Here is a 14099-nt window from a genome sequence, read left to right on the forward strand (position 1 = left end):
TCGAAGTAGCGCAGGGAAAAGCCGCTAGACGCCGAGCAGATCGAACTCGTAGCCGTTGTCGTGCTCGCTGGCGTGCTCGTAGACGACGTGGGCGGCGGCGACGTCCTGGATCGCAAGCCCCGTCGAATCGAAGACCGTGACGCCGTCGCTGTCGGTGCGGCCGTCGGCGTTCCCGACGACGATTTCACCGATCTCGGCGTCGATGTCGTCGTCCGCAAGCGTGTCCTCGTGGTACGGGACGTTGATCTCCCCGGAGTGGGTGGTCTGGGCGTGGTCGTCGATGACGAGCGTGCCGGCAAGCAGGATGTCGTCGGCGAGCTCGTGTTTCCCTTCGGCGTCGGCGCCCATGGCGTTGATGTGCGTGTGGTCGCCGACGTCCTCGGCGGTCACGATGGGGTCTTCGACGGGCGTGACCGTCGAGAGGATGTCGCAGTGGCCGGCCTCGCTGATGGAGCCACCGCGCACGTCGAAGCGGTCCGAGAAGTGATCGACGTACTGCTGGACGGCGTCGTCGCTGACGTCGCTGACGACGACCTCCTCGATGTCCCGGATCTTCGAGATGGCCTCCAGTTGGGTGTACGCCTGCACGCCGGCACCGACGACGCCGAACGAACTGGCGTCCGCGACGGCGAGGTGGTCAGTGGCGACCGCGGCCGCCGCGCCCGTGCGCTTCATCGTGAGTTCGGTGCCGTCCATGAGCGCCAGCGGGAACGCGGTCTCGGGGTCGGAGTAGACCATCGTGCCCATGACGGTCGGGAGGTCGTGGTCCGCGGGGTTGTCGGGGTGGACGTTCACCCACTTGATGCCGGCGGCGTCCCAGTCGCCGGCGTCCATGTACGCGGGCATCGAGCGGAAGTCGCCGTTGTACTGGGGGAGGTCGACGTAGGACTTCGCGGGCATCTGGGCGTCGCCCGTCTCGTAGGCGGCGAACGCGTCCTCGATGGCCGAAATGAGGTCCGCCATCGGGGTGTTCTCGTCCACGTCGTCCTTGTTGAGTAGCAGCGTCTCCATACACGCGATCATGTCGCGTGACACTTAGACCCTCCTTTTACTGGCTGAACACGCCGAAATGGTTGAATTGAACACAGTTGTGGCGGCGCTGCCGCTGGGCGGTGGGGCGTCGAAAGAAACGTGTCGGATGGTGAGCGAGCGGTGCAGACTGGCTGGTGTGGTGTCGTGTGGCCGAGCTTACATCGCGCCGCCCATGCCACCCATACCGCCCATGCCGCCCATGCCGCCGCCCATGCCGCCAGGGCCGCCAGCGGGGCCGTCGTCGCCGTCGTCGTCGCCGACCTGGCCGCCGGCCAGGTCGCCCGCGGCGATGACGTCGTCGATGCGCAGGATCATCGTCGCCGCCTCGGTGGCGGACTCGATGGCCTGCGTTTTCACGCGCAGCGGCTCGACGATGCCCTCGGACTCCATGTCGATGACGTCGCCGTTGTAGGCGTCGAGGCCCGCTTCGGTGTCGCCGCCGTCGTGCTGACTGCGGAGATCGACCAGGGAGTCGATCGGGTCGTGGCCCGCGTTCTCGGCGAGGGTGCGCGGGATGACTTCGAGCGCGTCCGCGAACGCTTCGACGGCGAGCTGTTCGCGCCCACCGACGGAGTCCGCGAAGTCCCGAAGCTGCATCGCGAGCTCGGTCTCCGGGGCGCCGCCGCCGGGCATGACCTGGCCGTCTTCGAGAGTGACGCGCACGACGCCGAGGGAGTCCTCGATGGCGCGTTCGACCTCATCGACGACGTGCTCGGTCCCGCCGCGGAGGATGAGGGTGACGCTTTTGGCTTCCTCGACGTCCTCGACGAAGATGCGCTCGTCGCCGCCGATGTCCTTCTGGGCGACGCTGCCGGCTGCGCCGAGGTCCGCGGCCTCGATGTCGTTGACGTTCGAGACCGGGGTTGCGCCCGTGGCGCGGGAGAGTCGCGTGAAGTCGTCGGATTTCGCGCGACGGACCGCGAGGATGCCCTCCTTGGCGAGGTAATGCTGGGCCATGTCGTCGATGCCGGAGTCGGCGAAGACGACGTTGGCGCCGGCGTCCTTGAGCGCGTCGACCATCTCTTTGAGCTGCTCTTCTTCCTGGTCGAGGAAGTTCTGGAGCTGGTCGGGGTCGGTGACGTTGACCTCGGTGTCGATCTCGGTCTCCTGAACCTCCAGGCCGTCGTCGACGAGCGCGATGTTGGCGTCCTCGACGGCGTACGGCATGTTCTCGCTGACGCGTTCCTTGTCGACGATGACGCCTTCGATGAGCTCGGAGTTCTCGATTGCGCCGCCGGTGACCTTCTCGACTTTGACGTTGTCCGTGTCGACGTCGTTGTCGTCGGCGACCGACTGAACGGCGCGCACGACGAGATCCGAGAGGACGCCCTTGGCGTTCTCCGCGCCCTTGCCGGTCATCGCGGTCGCGGCGATCTTCTCGAGGGTCTCCGTGTCGTCGGCGGAGACGTCGATCGCGGCGTCGTCGAGCAGCTCTTTGGCTTTCTCGGCGGCCTGTCGGTACCCCTGTGCGAGCGTGGTGGCGTGGATGTCCTGCTCGAGGAGGGTTTCGGCCTCGGAGAGCAGCTCGCCGGAGACGACGACCGATGTCGTGGTTCCGTCGCCGACCTCGGTCTCCTGTGTTTCGGCGACTTCGACGATCATGTTGGCCGCCGGGTGCTCGATGTCCATCTCCTTGAGGATGGTGACGCCGTCGTTGGTGACGACGACTTCGCCCGAGGAGTCAACGAGCATCTTGTCCATGCCTTTCGGGCCGAGCGTGGTGCGAACGGATTCGGCGACGGCCTTGCCGGCGGTGATGTTCATCGACTGTGCGTCCTCGCCTGAGGTGCGCTGACTGTCCTCGGAGAGTACAATCAGCGGCTGGTTACCCATCTGCTGCGCCATAATCACTCTTTGATTGAATGCGATTCTATTTAAAACTTGTGTGCTAAGAAGTACCATGTGTGGCGAGCAGGCCCGAACCGCCGCCCCACGGCCGAGCTCGAAACCCCTCTCCGGCTACTTATGTACGTGAATTGCTGTCACAGAAAACCACCGGCGTCGCCACACGCTCCGAAGCGGCGTTACCCGGGGAACTCGTGGTACTCCATGCCCTGCTGTTTCAGCTCCTCGCTGCGCTTGCGTTCGAGGAACGAGTACACCGACCCGTGGGGTGCCCCGTCGAGCAGCATCTCCGCCGCCGACCGCGCCACGTCAACCTCGGAGGGCTGGCCGATGACGCCGAACGTCGACCCGTAGATGACAACGGACGCACCGGTGAGTTCCTCCATCAACTCCCGCGTGCGGCCGTTCTCCCCGATGAGTCGGCCCTTCTTCCGGCGGAGGTCGTTGTCGTTGCGGGCGGCGCGCCCGATGTCGATGGTGTCGAACATCCGCATGTCGTCGTCCAGCAGCGTCAACGCCTCCTCGGGCTTGAACCCGCGGCCGATGGCCTGCACGATCTCCGGTGCCTGCATCCCCCGCACGGGGTCGCCCGTGCGCTCGATGGCGACCGCACCGTCCTGGGAGTCGACATCGATGTCGACCTCGGCGGCGGCCTCGATGCGGCGCAGCGTCTCGCCCCCGTCGCCGATGAGCACCCCGATCCGGTCGGTCGGAATCTTCACGTGTTTCATGCTGCAGTCTATTTGTCGCTCGCGTAAAAGCCTTCGTCACCTGCGTCAGTCGGTCTGCGCCCGATCCACGGCAGTGACGGCGAGGTCGTCGGTGACGGTCACCCGGAGGCGCTCGTCGTCGAGTCTGACCTCGACGGTCGCGCGGTCGCCCGCCGCTCCGTCGACCCACTCGGCGTCCGCCAGCCAGTCGAGGTGCCACAGCGCGGTGTCCCGCACGCTCCGGTCGTGGTCGTCGTAGAACGACAGCACTGCGGGGTGGTCGACGGCGACCCACGCCGCCAGCCCGGAGAAGGAAATGCCACAGCGCTCGCAGTTCACGACGGCCTGCGGGCCGTAGTCGTTCTCCGCCAGATGACCCGCCGTCGGGCCGCTGCAGGTCGGACAGAAGCCGTCGAGGAGCGACCGGGACGTCGTTCGCACGTAGCCGTCGATGGCGGCCGCGAGGTCGTCCTCCCGACCGTCGACGAACGCCGGCGGGACCCCGGTCTGGATGATCGTCACCTCGCAGTCCGTGCAGTCGACCTTCCCGACCTGGTCCTCGTAGACGGCTTCGAGGTCACTGCCGCAGAGGACACACGTTCCGTCGACGGACTGAGGGCCGACCATGCCGCCGGTCTCCGTGTACACTCCCGAGTGCAGGCTGCCGACGAGCTTCCGACCGGCGAACCGAAGGTCGTAGCCGTCCTCGGTCTGCTCCACGAACAGTCCGCGGAGCTCGCCGAGGTGGTAGTTGAACCGCCCCGAGTCCTGGACATCGACACGCTCGCGCAGTTCGGAAAAGGAGAGTGGGTCGTCGGCGTCCCAGAGCTCGCGGAGGATGCGCACGCGGAGTTCGTCCGCGACCGCCGAGAAGGCCGCCTCTGCGTCGTCGGTCATAGCCGAGTGGACGGCGAGGGGGAACTTAGGCTTGGGCCTGGTCGAGCGTGTCGATGTCGCCGACTGGCGGGAGCGTGCGGAGCGCGGGGACGGCCAGCCAGTACGCGGCGAGCAGGAGCGCCGCGCCGGCGAGCACGTAGATGGCGGCGACTGGACCGAACGCGCCCGCGACGGCACCGCCCGCGAGCGTGCCGAACGGGATGGCGAACTGGGAGGCGGACCCGACCAGGCTGGACACGCGGCCGAGCTTGGACTCGGGAACGGCGGCCTGCACGACTGACGAGAGGAGGACGTTTCCGACGCCGACGGGGATGAACGCGAGGGCGAACAGCGCAACCACGACGAGGAGAGGTGCGCCAGCGGTGGCGGCGACTGCGGCGGCGGCGACGAGTGTGCCGTTGACCGCGAACACGGCGACGTTCAGTTTCCCGAACGGAAGGTGGTCGAGGCGCGACGCGACGAGTGCGCCGCCGAGGTTCCCGGCGGCGAAGCCCGCCATCAGGGTGCCGTAGGCGCCCGCGCCGCCGACGGTGTCCGCGAACGCGGGCAGCGACGCCATGGTCGCGCCGGAGGCGAAGTTGACGACCGCGGCCCCGGCGAGCACGAGCACGAGGAAGGACCCTCGGAGGACGGTGAGGCCAGCGCGGAGGTCCGCGAGGTATCCGTCGGGAGCGGTGCCAGTGGTTGCATCGTCGACGGTCCCGGTGGCCGCGTCGTCGTCAGCCGACGACTCACCGCCGTCGGTGGCGGCCACGTCAGCGGGCGGGTCGCCCGCACCGTCGGTGCCGGCGGTCGGCTGCTCGTCGGCGGCGACCGGGATGTGCACGCCGGCGAAGAGGAGCGCGGCGGCGACGAACGTGAGCGAGTCGACGGCGTACAGCGCGACGGCACCGGCGAGCGCGACGACAGCGCCAGCGGCGGCGTTGAACACGAGGTCAACACCTTGGTAAGCGAGGCTGAACGCGGAGTTGGCGTCCACGAGGTCCGCCTGGTCGACGATGCGCGGGAGGGCGGCGCTCTGCGCGGGATAGACAAGCTGGTTGGCGAGCGCGAGCAGCGGCATCACCGCGAGCACGACCCATACGGAGAGGTGGCCGGTGTAGGCGGCCAGCGGGATGGCGAGCACGAGCACAGCTTGGAATGCCTGGGTGCCAATGAGGACGCGACGGAGCGGCCAGCGGTCGACGAGCGGTCCGAAGAGGAACTGGAGTGCGCTCGGCCCCATGGTGAGGAAGCCGGCGACCCCCGAGTAGAATGGGTCGTGGGTGAGCTCCCAGACGAGCCACATCGCGGCGACGTAGTAGAGGCTGTCCCCGGCGTTCGTGACGAGGCGGCCGGTGAACAGTCGACGGAAGTTCGTGTCGGTGAGCAAGTGGCGCATGCACTGTCACAGGCCGGATGTCGACATAAGTGATTCCAGAATGATGGTTCTGTCCGGTTCGGGACAGAAGTTCGGTTCTGTCAGTACCCGAACCCGACCGCGTCGCGGGCGCGCTGGCGCTCGTCGTCGGTGAGCCGGAACGCGTCGAGTGCCTCGGTGACATCGCCGAGTGCCGCGCGCCGCCGCTGGTGGGCCGCGAGGAACTCGGTGATGCGGTCGGCGGCGAGGTCTTTCAACTCCCCGGAGAGCAGGTTCCCGGCCCGGTACTCGCGCTCGATGCGCGCGAGTTCGGCGTCGTCGGGCTCGAAGAACGCCGAGAGGTACTGGAAGGGCACGTCCTCCGCGGGGACGCCGCCCTTCGCCCGGTGTTCCTCGACGCTCGCGCGGCCGCCGGTGTAGGCGTGCGTGCGAACCTTCTCGCGGACCGTGTCGGGGCTGTCTGTGAGACGAATCGAGACGCCCGCCGAGCTGCTCATCTTCCCGGGGCCCGCCAGCGACGGCAGGAACTGCATCAGGAGCGCCCCGGGCTTCCGGACCGGGTAGCGGGCTTTCGCAGCGACATCCCGGCTCACCCGCACGTGGGGGTCCTGGTCGACGGCGATGGGGACCAGCGTCTCGTGTTCGCCGTGGACGAGCTGCGGGAGCAGGAGGTGGGCGGTCTGGACGGCCGGGTAGAACGCCTGCCCGACGTTGTCCGGCTCGCCGTAGACGTTCTGGAGCGTCGCGTGCCGCACGTCCCCCGCGAACGCGGTCGCCAGCGGGTAGAGCACGTCCGCGTCCCGCGTGTCGACGACGATGCGCGTCAACTCGGGGTCGAACCCGACCGCGAGCAGGTCACGGAGGTTCGCTCGCAGATAGTCGCCCGTCTCCGCGGGCGTCTGGTCTTTGAACCAGTACTTCTCGTCGTCGGAGAGCGGAACGTAGACCCGGGCGCCGAACTCGTCCTGCAGGCGTCTCGCGAAGTAAAACACCATCGCGTGTCCGAGGTGCATCGGCCCCGACGGCCCGACACCGGTGACGATGGACTGTTCACCGGCCGTCAGGAAGTCGTCGACGTCCCGGCCGGCGTAGAACAGCCCCCGATTCACCAGTGGGTGGTCGGGGAACCGGGCGCGCTGGTCGTCGGTCAGTTCGTCGGCGCCGAAGCGAGCGAGCAGTTTCTCGTAGTCGAGGTCGTCGCTCTCGACGGCGTACGGCGTCACGTCGTTTCCGTCGGCTGTCATGTGTGTTGGTGTGGGTGCGTGGCTGGTGGTCGACGCGCAGTACGGGAGAACGGCGGGACCGGAGTGAGCCACGCCCCCGACCCGGGCGGGTGACGCCCGTCAGGCCGCGGCGGCGAAACTGTCCGCTCCCCGGACGCGCCAGCGCCAGCCACAGGGAGCAGACTGCATACGCGTGAGTGCGGCGACCACGTTCAAAACAGTTTCTGTCCGGTCCGTTCAGGCGTCGTCGGCGTCGCTGCCCCGGTCGAGACTCCCCTCGGTGCCGTCGCGGTCGCCCGCCGCCGTGTCCGCCTCGGCGCGCGGGGTCGCGTGCTCGTGGACGTACGACAGCAGGTCGTCGGGGTCGGCGTCCGCGCCCTGCCGCGCGAAGAAGTTCGCGACGTTCCGGCAGTCCCGTTCGAGGAAGGTCGCGCTGTTGGGGTGGTGGATGGTCACCGCCTGGCCCACGTCGATGACGACCAGTTCGCCCTCGTAGACCACAACGTTGTACTCCGAGAGGTCGCCGTGCACGAGGCCGGCGTCGTACAGCCGCCGCACGTACTCGCGGACGACCTCGTAGGCCATCTGTGGGTTCTCGATGTCCACGTCGCTGAGCGTCGGCGCGGCGTCGCCCTCGCGGCCGATGAGCTCCATCACCAGCACGTTGCGCTGAACCGCCAGCGGCGCCGGCACCCGCACGCCGGCCGCCTTCGCGCGGCGCAGGTTCGAGAACTCCTTGCGCGTCCAGGACAGCACGACCGCCTTCTTGTCGCCGCGCAACCCCTCGAAGCGCGGGTCGCCCTCCAGGTACGCCCGCATCTGCTGGAAGTTCGACGCGTTGATGCGATACACTTTCAGCGCCACGTCGCCGCCCTCGGCGTCCAACGCCTCGTAGACGTTGGCCTCCTTGCCCGTGGAAATGGGGCCGCCCATCGCGCCCACGTGGTCGTCCTCGACGAGCTTGTAGATGGCCGCGTACGTCGCGTCGTCGAACGCCCCGTCGTCGAGCTTGAACTGCTCGGTGTCCTTCAGGCGCTTGCGGAACTCCGCGAACTCGCGGTCTTTCGTGCGCGCGATCTTGTCGGCTTCCGTGTCCCTGACATCGATTTCCTCGAACTCGTCGCCGGGCGCGCCCGCCGTCTCCTCGGTCAATCCGTACTCGTCGTCGGTCACTGCCGGCCCACCGCAATCATTCGATGTGCCCCTCCTCGCGGAGCTGGTCGGCGTCGCTTTTCTCGTAGCGCCACGTCACGTCAGCCTTGTCGTCCTGCCAGTCCCAGGGCTCCACGAGCACGATGTCGTCCTCGCGGATCCAGATGCGCTTTTGCATCCGGCCGGGGATGCGCGCCGTCCGCTCCTCGCCGTCCGCACACCGCACCTGCACGCGGTTCGCGCCGAGCATGTCCGTGACCTCCGCGAACACCTCGTCGTCCTCGGGCATTCGCAAGTTCTTGCGTCCGCCGCCGTCGTCGCTCATACGCCGCGGTTGAACAGCGAACTGTTTAAACCCCACCACTCCACGGCACTCGACCGCCGACCAGCAGGCTTACTACGGCCGCTGAGCGTGCCTGCGATATGTTCGACAAACTCGGGCTGTCGGGAGTCTTCGGACTGGTGTTGATGGTCGTCGGCGTCGCCGTCGTCGCGTGGAAAGCGCCGGTCGTCGCGGCTGGCCTCACGGCTGTCCTCGTCGGCCTCGCGCTCGTCGCCCGTGGCGCCATCCAGTCCGTCATGGGCGTGTTCGGGATGGCGTAATCGCGTCCACAACACGCAGCGGGAACACAGGCCCGCGGCAGGACACGAAGGTAGTTGTCGGCGACCCGCTCCGTCCCGGCCACCTTGCCGTGCTCGTCCAGCGCCACGCGGGGCGCCGTCTCGGCACCCCCGGTGGCGTCGTTACTCGCCGCGGATCTCTCGGAGCCGCTGCCGCCCTGGCTCGATGAGTTCGTCCAGGGCGGCGGCGAGCGCGCCCTTCGCGTCCGCCGGGTGGAGCTCCCCCGACTCCAGGTCGTCGGCGAGGTCCTCGTAGGACTCGTAGACGAGGTCGCCGCCGTACTCGTCGGGGCGCTGTACGACGACCTCGTCGAACCGCGGGAAGACGTGGTACTGGAACAGCTCCAGCACCGGGTTGACCGTCTCGCCCTCGGGGTCGCGGGTCTGGGGGCAGAACGCCCCGGTGACCTTCTCCTCGATGTCCGCCGTGGAATCCTCCATCGAGATGGTGACGCCCTCGCTGGAGGACATCTTCCCGTCGCCGGAGCCGAGGTCGCCGATGATGGGCGTGTGCAACACCGGGCGCTTCTCGTAGCCGACGCTCGGCAGTTCCTCGCGGGCGAGCATGTGGACCTTCCGCTGGTCCATCCCGCCGATGGCGAGGTCCAAATCGAGGTACTCGATGTCCAACGCCTGCATCAGCGGGTAGACGACGTGGCTGACCTTCGGCGTCTCCCCGCTCTGAATCTCGGCCATCGCGCGCTGAGCGCGCTTCAGGGAGGTCTCGACCTGCATCGCGTGCAGGTCGAGTTCGTAGTCCTCGTCGAGCTGGAACGACGACCCGAGGACGAACTCGGTCTGATCCTCGTCGAGGCCGTACGCGAGGAACTGTGCTTTCATCTGGTCGGCTGTCGCCCGGATCTCCTCGAAGCTCCCCTTGTCGTTGAGGTAGGCGTGCACGTCCGCCAGCAGCACCACGACCTCCATCCCCGCGTCCTGGAGGTCCATCAGCTTGTTCGCCGTCAGCAGGTGTCCGAGGTGGAGCACGCCGGAGGGCTCGTAGCCGACGTACACCCGCTTGCCCTCGGGGTCCTCGGCCAGTTCCCGCACCTCCTCCTCGGTCACGACCTCCGCCGTGTTCCGAGTGATGCGCTCGTACGCGTTCATACGCTCGGAGACTCGGGCCGCGGGGTTAAGCGGTGCGGTCGGCCACGCGTCGGCGAAGCGGCCGCCTCACCCCCGGTCCGCGCGGTGCTCGCTGATGATGGAGTCGACCATCGTCTCCTTCTGTTCGCGTTCGCGCTCCTCTTTGCGCTGCGCCCAGTCCTCGACGACGGACTCCACTTCGGACTCGTTGGCGATGGCGAGTTCGTCGACTTCGCGGATGGTGACGCCGTCGGCGGGGCCGACGGGAATCTCGTGGTCGAACAGCACCTCGTCGGCGGCGTCAGAGAGGCCGCCCGACCGCAGGACGACGCGGGGGTCGAAGCCGGCCAGGAGTTCGGCAGTGCGGCGGCCCGCGCCGGAGGCGTCGCGGAGGTAGACGACATCGCCGCTGGCGATGCCGTACTCGTCGTCGGCCGTCTCGATGGCGTCGACCGTGAACTGGTCGACGGGCTTGACGGCGACGAGATCGCGGCCCTCGCCGCCGACGTCGCCGAGGTTCGAGTGGTCGAGCTTCCAGAGGTCTTTCAGGCGCTCCAGTTTGGCTTCGAGGCTGTCAGCGCGCTCGCGCTGCTCTTCGAGTTCGGTCTCCAGTCGGTCGTTCTCCCACTCCAGTTGGGTGACTTCGCGGCGCTCGCGGGCTTCCTGACGTTCCTCGCGGCGGGCCTCCGAGAGCTCGTCCTCGTACTCTTCGATCGTGGCGTCTTTCGCGTCGAGTTCGGCGTCGAGATCGGAGACGTGGGCCTGCAGGCGCTCGACCTGGGCTTCGAGGTCTTTGATGCGGCGCTCGTCGTCGGTGAGCTCGCGGGGGTCGTGGGTGGGCTCGTCGGGTTCGGGGTCGTCGGTCTCTTCGAGGTCCGAGAGGACGGCCTGAAGCGGTTCCCCGTCGAGCACCCGCGCTGCCACGTCGCCCTCGTCGAGGGTCGGCGGCGTCTCCCGGGTGGCGCGCTCGATGGTTTCTCGGTAGTGGTCGTAGGCGTACAGCGCGGCCGCCATCGCGTCCCGCTGGTGGTCGTCGTCGTAGCCCTCCTCGCGGGTGCGGTGTTGTTTCTCGTCGACCGGGAGATCGGTGTCCGGGTCCCACGTCGGTGCGTCGAAGCTGGCCGCGATCTTCTCGACGGTGTCGGGCATCGGCGTGACGTCGGCGGCCACCAGCGCCGGGCGGCCGTGCTCGATGATCCACTCGATGACATCGCCGGTGTCGGCGGTGCGCGTGCTCATCACGTCGAGCACGTGGCCGTCCAATCCAACGAGCGCGACGGCCGTCGTAGTTCCCGGGTCGATGCCGACGAGCACGCGGTCCCGGCGGCGCGCCAGCGGCCGGAACTCGATGCCGTCGCGGCGTACGGGCTCGACTTCCACCCGGGTGTCGCCGGCGCGGTGCTCGCTCACGGGGATGTTCTCGGGGCGCGCCTGCACCGTGAACACGGCGTTGGCGTAGCCGCCGTACTTCTCGGTGACCTCCCGGTCGTAGTCGAGGCCGGCGTCGTCAAGCGTTGATTCGACGGTGCGGGTTTCCCGCTTGACCGAGCCGTGGATGCGCCGCGTGAAGCGATCCGCGCTCCACCCGCCACCGCCACCCGTGGACCGCCCGCGGGCGACCTTGAGCTCGGTTTCGTCGGTGAACGCCGACACCTCGTAGCCGACGTTGTGGGCGGCCAGTCGGGCGGCGGCCTCCGCTTCCTCCATCGCGGGTTTGCCGTACGGGACGCCGTGGCGTTTGGCCACCCTGGAGAGGGGTTCGGGGCGTTCGTCGCCGGTCACCTGCACGAGCGTGGTGGAGTCGGGCAGCCGCCGCAGCAGGTGAACGAGTTGGTCCTTGTCGGCGGCGAGCTCGTACATGTTGTCGGTGGCGACGATGGCGGGCTCGCGGTCGGCCACCAACCGCAACAGCTTCCGGCGCGTGACAACGTCACGCTCGACGGTCTCGCCGTCAAAGCTCACAAGCGCGTAGGAGGGCGCGTCACCGCGCACGTCACCGCTTTGCACGTCGACGCCGAACACGAGAGCGTCGAGGGCGCTCGTGCGTGTACTCACGCCCGAACGTACGACGTGAGCACGCATAAGTGCACGGCGGCGCGGTCAGTCGGCGTCCGGGAACGGGATTTCGTGGGTCAGGCCGTCGTGGGCGACGAACGCCTCCCCGTCGAAGCCCGACGCGCCCGCACTGATTTCGCTGGCGTCGCCCGCGTACCGCGAGGAGACGTGCGTGAGCGCGAGCGCCTTTGCGCCCGCCTCCGTCGCTACATCCGCGGCCTCGCCGGCCGTCGAGTGGCCCGTCTCGGCGGCGCGCTCGCTGGCGTCGTTGGCGAACGTCGCGTCGTGGATCAGGAGGTCCGCGTCTTCGGCGGCCGACACCACGGGGTCGTGGGGCCGGGTGTCGCCCGTGTAGACGAGTGTGCGGCCCGGCCGCGGGTCGCCCACGACTTGCTCGGGGCTGACAACGGTGCCGTCGTCGAGTTCGACCGGCTGACCGTCGTGGAGCGTCGAGAACTTCGGGCCGACCGGGACGCCGAGTTCCTCGGCGCGCGCCCGGTCGAAGCGACCCGTCCGGTCGTCCTCCACGAGCGCGTACCCGACGGAGGCGGTGCTGTGCGCCGTCTCGAACGCCCGCACCTCGTAGTCGTCGTGGGAGCGCACGACCGCGCCGGGGGTGGCCTCGGTGATCCGGACCGGATAGCCGACGTCGCCGCCGGCCGAGAACACGAGGTCCTCGATGTCGCCGCGCAGGCCGCGTGGCACGTGGATCGTCAGGGGGTCCGTGCGGTCGTTGAAGTCCCAGGTGTGAACGAGCCCCGGCAGCCCGAAGACGTGGTCGCCGTGGCCGTGCGTGATGAACACGTCGGAAACCCCAAAGCCGGTCTTGTACCGCATCATCTGGCGCTGCGTGGCTTCGCCGGCGTCGAAGAGGAACGCGTCGCCGTTGCGGCGCACGAACACGGAACTGGGGTTGCGTTCGGTCGTGGGGACGGCGCCACTCGTCCCGAGGAAGGTGACCTCCAGAGTCATGCCCGAACCTGGGCGGGCCGCGCGCAAAACCTCACCGATGCGGTGGAGGCGCGCCGGCGGCCGGGCCGGCGACCGGCCCTTTCTTTGTGCCGTGGCGGGTAGCAGCGGGTAGCAATGGACGAGCCGCTGTGGATCGACGAGCACGCGCCGTCGCTGGCCGACCTCCCGCAGGCGAGCGTGCGCGACCGGCTCCGGGACGCCGTCGACGAACCCGTGAACCTCGTGGTGTACGGGCCGTCGGGCGCGGGGAAGACCGCCGCCGTTCGCGCGCTCGCAGCGGCCGCCCACGACGATCCGGAGACGGATCTCGTGGAGGTGAACGTCGCGGACGTCTTCGGGATGACGAAAACGGAGATCAGCGAGGACCCCCGGTTCGCGTCGTTCATCGACGCCAAGCGCCGCCGGAACTCCTCGAAGGCCGACCTCGTGAACCACGTCCTGAAAGAGACCGCGAGCTACTCGCCGGTTTCGGGCGGCTACAACACCATCCTGCTGGACAACGCCGAGGCCATCCGGGAGGACTTCCAGCAGGCGCTGCGGCGGGTGATGGAGCGCCACCACGAGGCCACGCAGTTCATCATCGCGACCCGCCAGCCGTCGAAGCTGATCCCGCCGATCCACTCGCGGTGTTTCCCCGTCTCAGTGCGCGCGCCGACCGACGACGAGGTCGTCGACGTGCTCCGGGAGATCGTGGCCGCCGAGGGCGTCGACTACGAGCCGGACGGCCTGGAGTTCGTCGCGGGGTACGCTGAGGGCGACCTCCGGGAGGCCGTGTTGGGCGCGCAGACGACCGCCGAGCAGGAGGGCGAGGTGACGATGAACGCCGCCTACGAGGCGCTGCAGGACGTCGGCAGCGACGCCGCCGTGGAGTCGATGCTCGACGACGCCGAGGCCGGCGCGTTCACCGACGCACGGTCGACGCTGGACGACCTGCTGGTGGACGAGGGGATGAGCGGCGGCGAGGTGCTCGATGACCTCCTGGAGGTCGCGCGCTCGCGGTATTCCGGCGACGACGTGGCGGAGCTGTACGCGCTTGCGGGCGACGTGGAGTTCGATCTCACGCGGGGCACCAGCGACCGCGTGCAGCTCGGGCGGCTGCTCGCGGAGCTTGGCCGGTAGGCTTTTATCGGGATGCGGGTTCGGTCA

13 protein-coding genes are annotated in these 14099 nt (G+C 68.6%); 2 read left to right on the forward strand and 11 right to left on the reverse strand.

What is annotated here, in order from left to right; genetic code table 11:
* Positions 1-24: 24 nt before the first annotated feature.
* The 8 genes from JRZ79_RS21950 to eif1A form a co-directional block, all read right to left on the reverse strand.
* Complete coding sequence (locus JRZ79_RS21950) at positions 25-1011, reverse strand: ornithine cyclodeaminase family protein (RefSeq protein WP_205251151.1); 987 nt, start codon at positions 1009-1011, stop codon at positions 25-27.
* 177 nt (positions 1012-1188) lie between these two features.
* Entirely contained in the window at positions 1189-2877 is a 1689-nt protein-coding gene (gene thsA, locus JRZ79_RS21955; RefSeq protein ID WP_012289465.1) for a thermosome subunit alpha, read from the reverse strand.
* 179 nt (positions 2878-3056) lie between these two features.
* Positions 3057-3608 carry a KH domain-containing protein gene (locus JRZ79_RS21960; RefSeq protein ID WP_205252207.1) on the reverse strand — a complete coding sequence of 184 codons (552 nt, stop codon included), beginning with the start codon at positions 3606-3608 and terminating at the stop codon, positions 3057-3059.
* Positions 3609-3653: 45 nt separating this feature from the next.
* The gene (locus JRZ79_RS21965; protein WP_205251152.1) at positions 3654-4484 is read right to left on the reverse strand and encodes a winged helix-turn-helix domain-containing protein; all 831 of its coding nucleotides are present in this window, start codon (positions 4482-4484) and stop codon (positions 3654-3656) included.
* Positions 4485-4509: 25 nt separating this feature from the next.
* Positions 4510-5865 (reverse strand): MFS transporter, encoded by a 1356-nt coding sequence (locus JRZ79_RS21970; RefSeq protein ID WP_205252208.1) that lies wholly within the window; start codon positions 5863-5865, stop codon positions 4510-4512.
* Positions 5866-5945: 80 nt separating this feature from the next.
* Positions 5946-7088, reverse strand: a complete 1143-nt coding sequence (locus JRZ79_RS21975; RefSeq protein ID WP_205252209.1) for a tryptophan--tRNA ligase — start codon at positions 7086-7088, stop codon at positions 5946-5948.
* Positions 7089-7304: 216 nt separating this feature from the next.
* Positions 7305-8240, reverse strand: a complete 936-nt coding sequence (gene rio1 / locus JRZ79_RS21980) for a serine/threonine-protein kinase Rio1 (protein ID WP_012289466.1) — start codon at positions 8238-8240, stop codon at positions 7305-7307.
* A gap of 16 nt (positions 8241-8256) precedes the next feature.
* Positions 8257-8544 carry a translation initiation factor eIF-1A gene (eif1A, locus tag JRZ79_RS21985; RefSeq protein WP_010903658.1) on the reverse strand — a complete coding sequence of 96 codons (288 nt, stop codon included), beginning with the start codon at positions 8542-8544 and terminating at the stop codon, positions 8257-8259.
* 98 nt (positions 8545-8642) lie between these two features.
* Between eif1A and JRZ79_RS21990 the strand changes: the two genes are divergently transcribed.
* Positions 8643-8822, forward strand: coding sequence for a hypothetical protein (locus JRZ79_RS21990; protein WP_012289467.1), 180 nt, complete (start codon positions 8643-8645; stop codon positions 8820-8822).
* Between the two features lie 141 nt (positions 8823-8963).
* Here JRZ79_RS21990 and JRZ79_RS21995 read toward each other — a convergent pair whose 3' ends face one another.
* From JRZ79_RS21995 to rnz, 3 genes are all read right to left on the reverse strand, one after another.
* Positions 8964-9947, reverse strand: coding sequence for a tyrosine--tRNA ligase (locus JRZ79_RS21995; RefSeq protein WP_010903660.1), 984 nt, complete (start codon positions 9945-9947; stop codon positions 8964-8966).
* 66 nt (positions 9948-10013) lie between these two features.
* A complete protein-coding gene (locus JRZ79_RS22000) occupies positions 10014-11981 on the reverse strand; it encodes a DUF460 domain-containing protein (RefSeq protein ID WP_205252210.1) in 1968 nt (655 codons plus the stop codon).
* 45 nt (positions 11982-12026) lie between these two features.
* Positions 12027-12953 (reverse strand): ribonuclease Z, encoded by a 927-nt coding sequence (gene rnz, locus JRZ79_RS22005; RefSeq protein WP_010903662.1) that lies wholly within the window; start codon positions 12951-12953, stop codon positions 12027-12029.
* A gap of 114 nt (positions 12954-13067) precedes the next feature.
* On the opposite strand from rnz, the gene JRZ79_RS22010 reads away from it, so the two are divergent.
* On the forward strand, positions 13068-14072 hold the full coding sequence (locus JRZ79_RS22010) for an AAA family ATPase (RefSeq protein ID WP_136361580.1): 1005 nt from the start codon (positions 13068-13070) through the stop codon (positions 14070-14072).
* Positions 14073-14099 lie beyond the last annotated feature (27 nt).

Origin of the sequence: Halobacterium sp. BOL4-2 (genome assembly GCF_016917835.2) — an archaeon.
Lineage (GTDB): Archaea > Halobacteriota > Halobacteria > Halobacteriales > Halobacteriaceae > Halobacterium > Halobacterium salinarum.

What these genes read in the sequence shown, in the direction of transcription:
- JRZ79_RS21950 (WP_205251151.1), bottom strand. Translation starts at nt 1,011, where the DNA reads ATGGAGACGCTGCTACTCAACAAGGACGACGTGGACGAGAACACCCCG.
- thsA (WP_012289465.1), bottom strand. Translation starts at nt 2,877, where the DNA reads ATGGCGCAGCAGATGGGTAACCAGCCGCTGATTGTACTCTCCGAGGAC.
- JRZ79_RS21960 (WP_205252207.1), bottom strand. Translation starts at nt 3,608, where the DNA reads ATGAAACACGTGAAGATTCCGACCGACCGGATCGGGGTGCTCATCGGC.
- JRZ79_RS21965 (WP_205251152.1), bottom strand. Translation starts at nt 4,484, where the DNA reads ATGACCGACGACGCAGAGGCGGCCTTCTCGGCGGTCGCGGACGAACTC.
- JRZ79_RS21970 (WP_205252208.1), bottom strand. Translation starts at nt 5,865, where the DNA reads ATGCGCCACTTGCTCACCGACACGAACTTCCGTCGACTGTTCACCGGC.
- JRZ79_RS21975 (WP_205252209.1), bottom strand. Translation starts at nt 7,088, where the DNA reads ATGACAGCCGACGGAAACGACGTGACGCCGTACGCCGTCGAGAGCGAC.
- eif1A (WP_010903658.1), bottom strand. Translation starts at nt 8,544, where the DNA reads ATGAGCGACGACGGCGGCGGACGCAAGAACTTGCGAATGCCCGAGGAC.
- JRZ79_RS21990 (WP_012289467.1), top strand. Translation starts at nt 8,643, where the DNA reads ATGTTCGACAAACTCGGGCTGTCGGGAGTCTTCGGACTGGTGTTGATG.
- JRZ79_RS21995 (WP_010903660.1), bottom strand. Translation starts at nt 9,947, where the DNA reads ATGAACGCGTACGAGCGCATCACTCGGAACACGGCGGAGGTCGTGACC.
- rnz (WP_010903662.1), bottom strand. Translation starts at nt 12,953, where the DNA reads ATGACTCTGGAGGTCACCTTCCTCGGGACGAGTGGCGCCGTCCCCACG.
- JRZ79_RS22010 (WP_136361580.1), top strand. Translation starts at nt 13,068, where the DNA reads ATGGACGAGCCGCTGTGGATCGACGAGCACGCGCCGTCGCTGGCCGAC.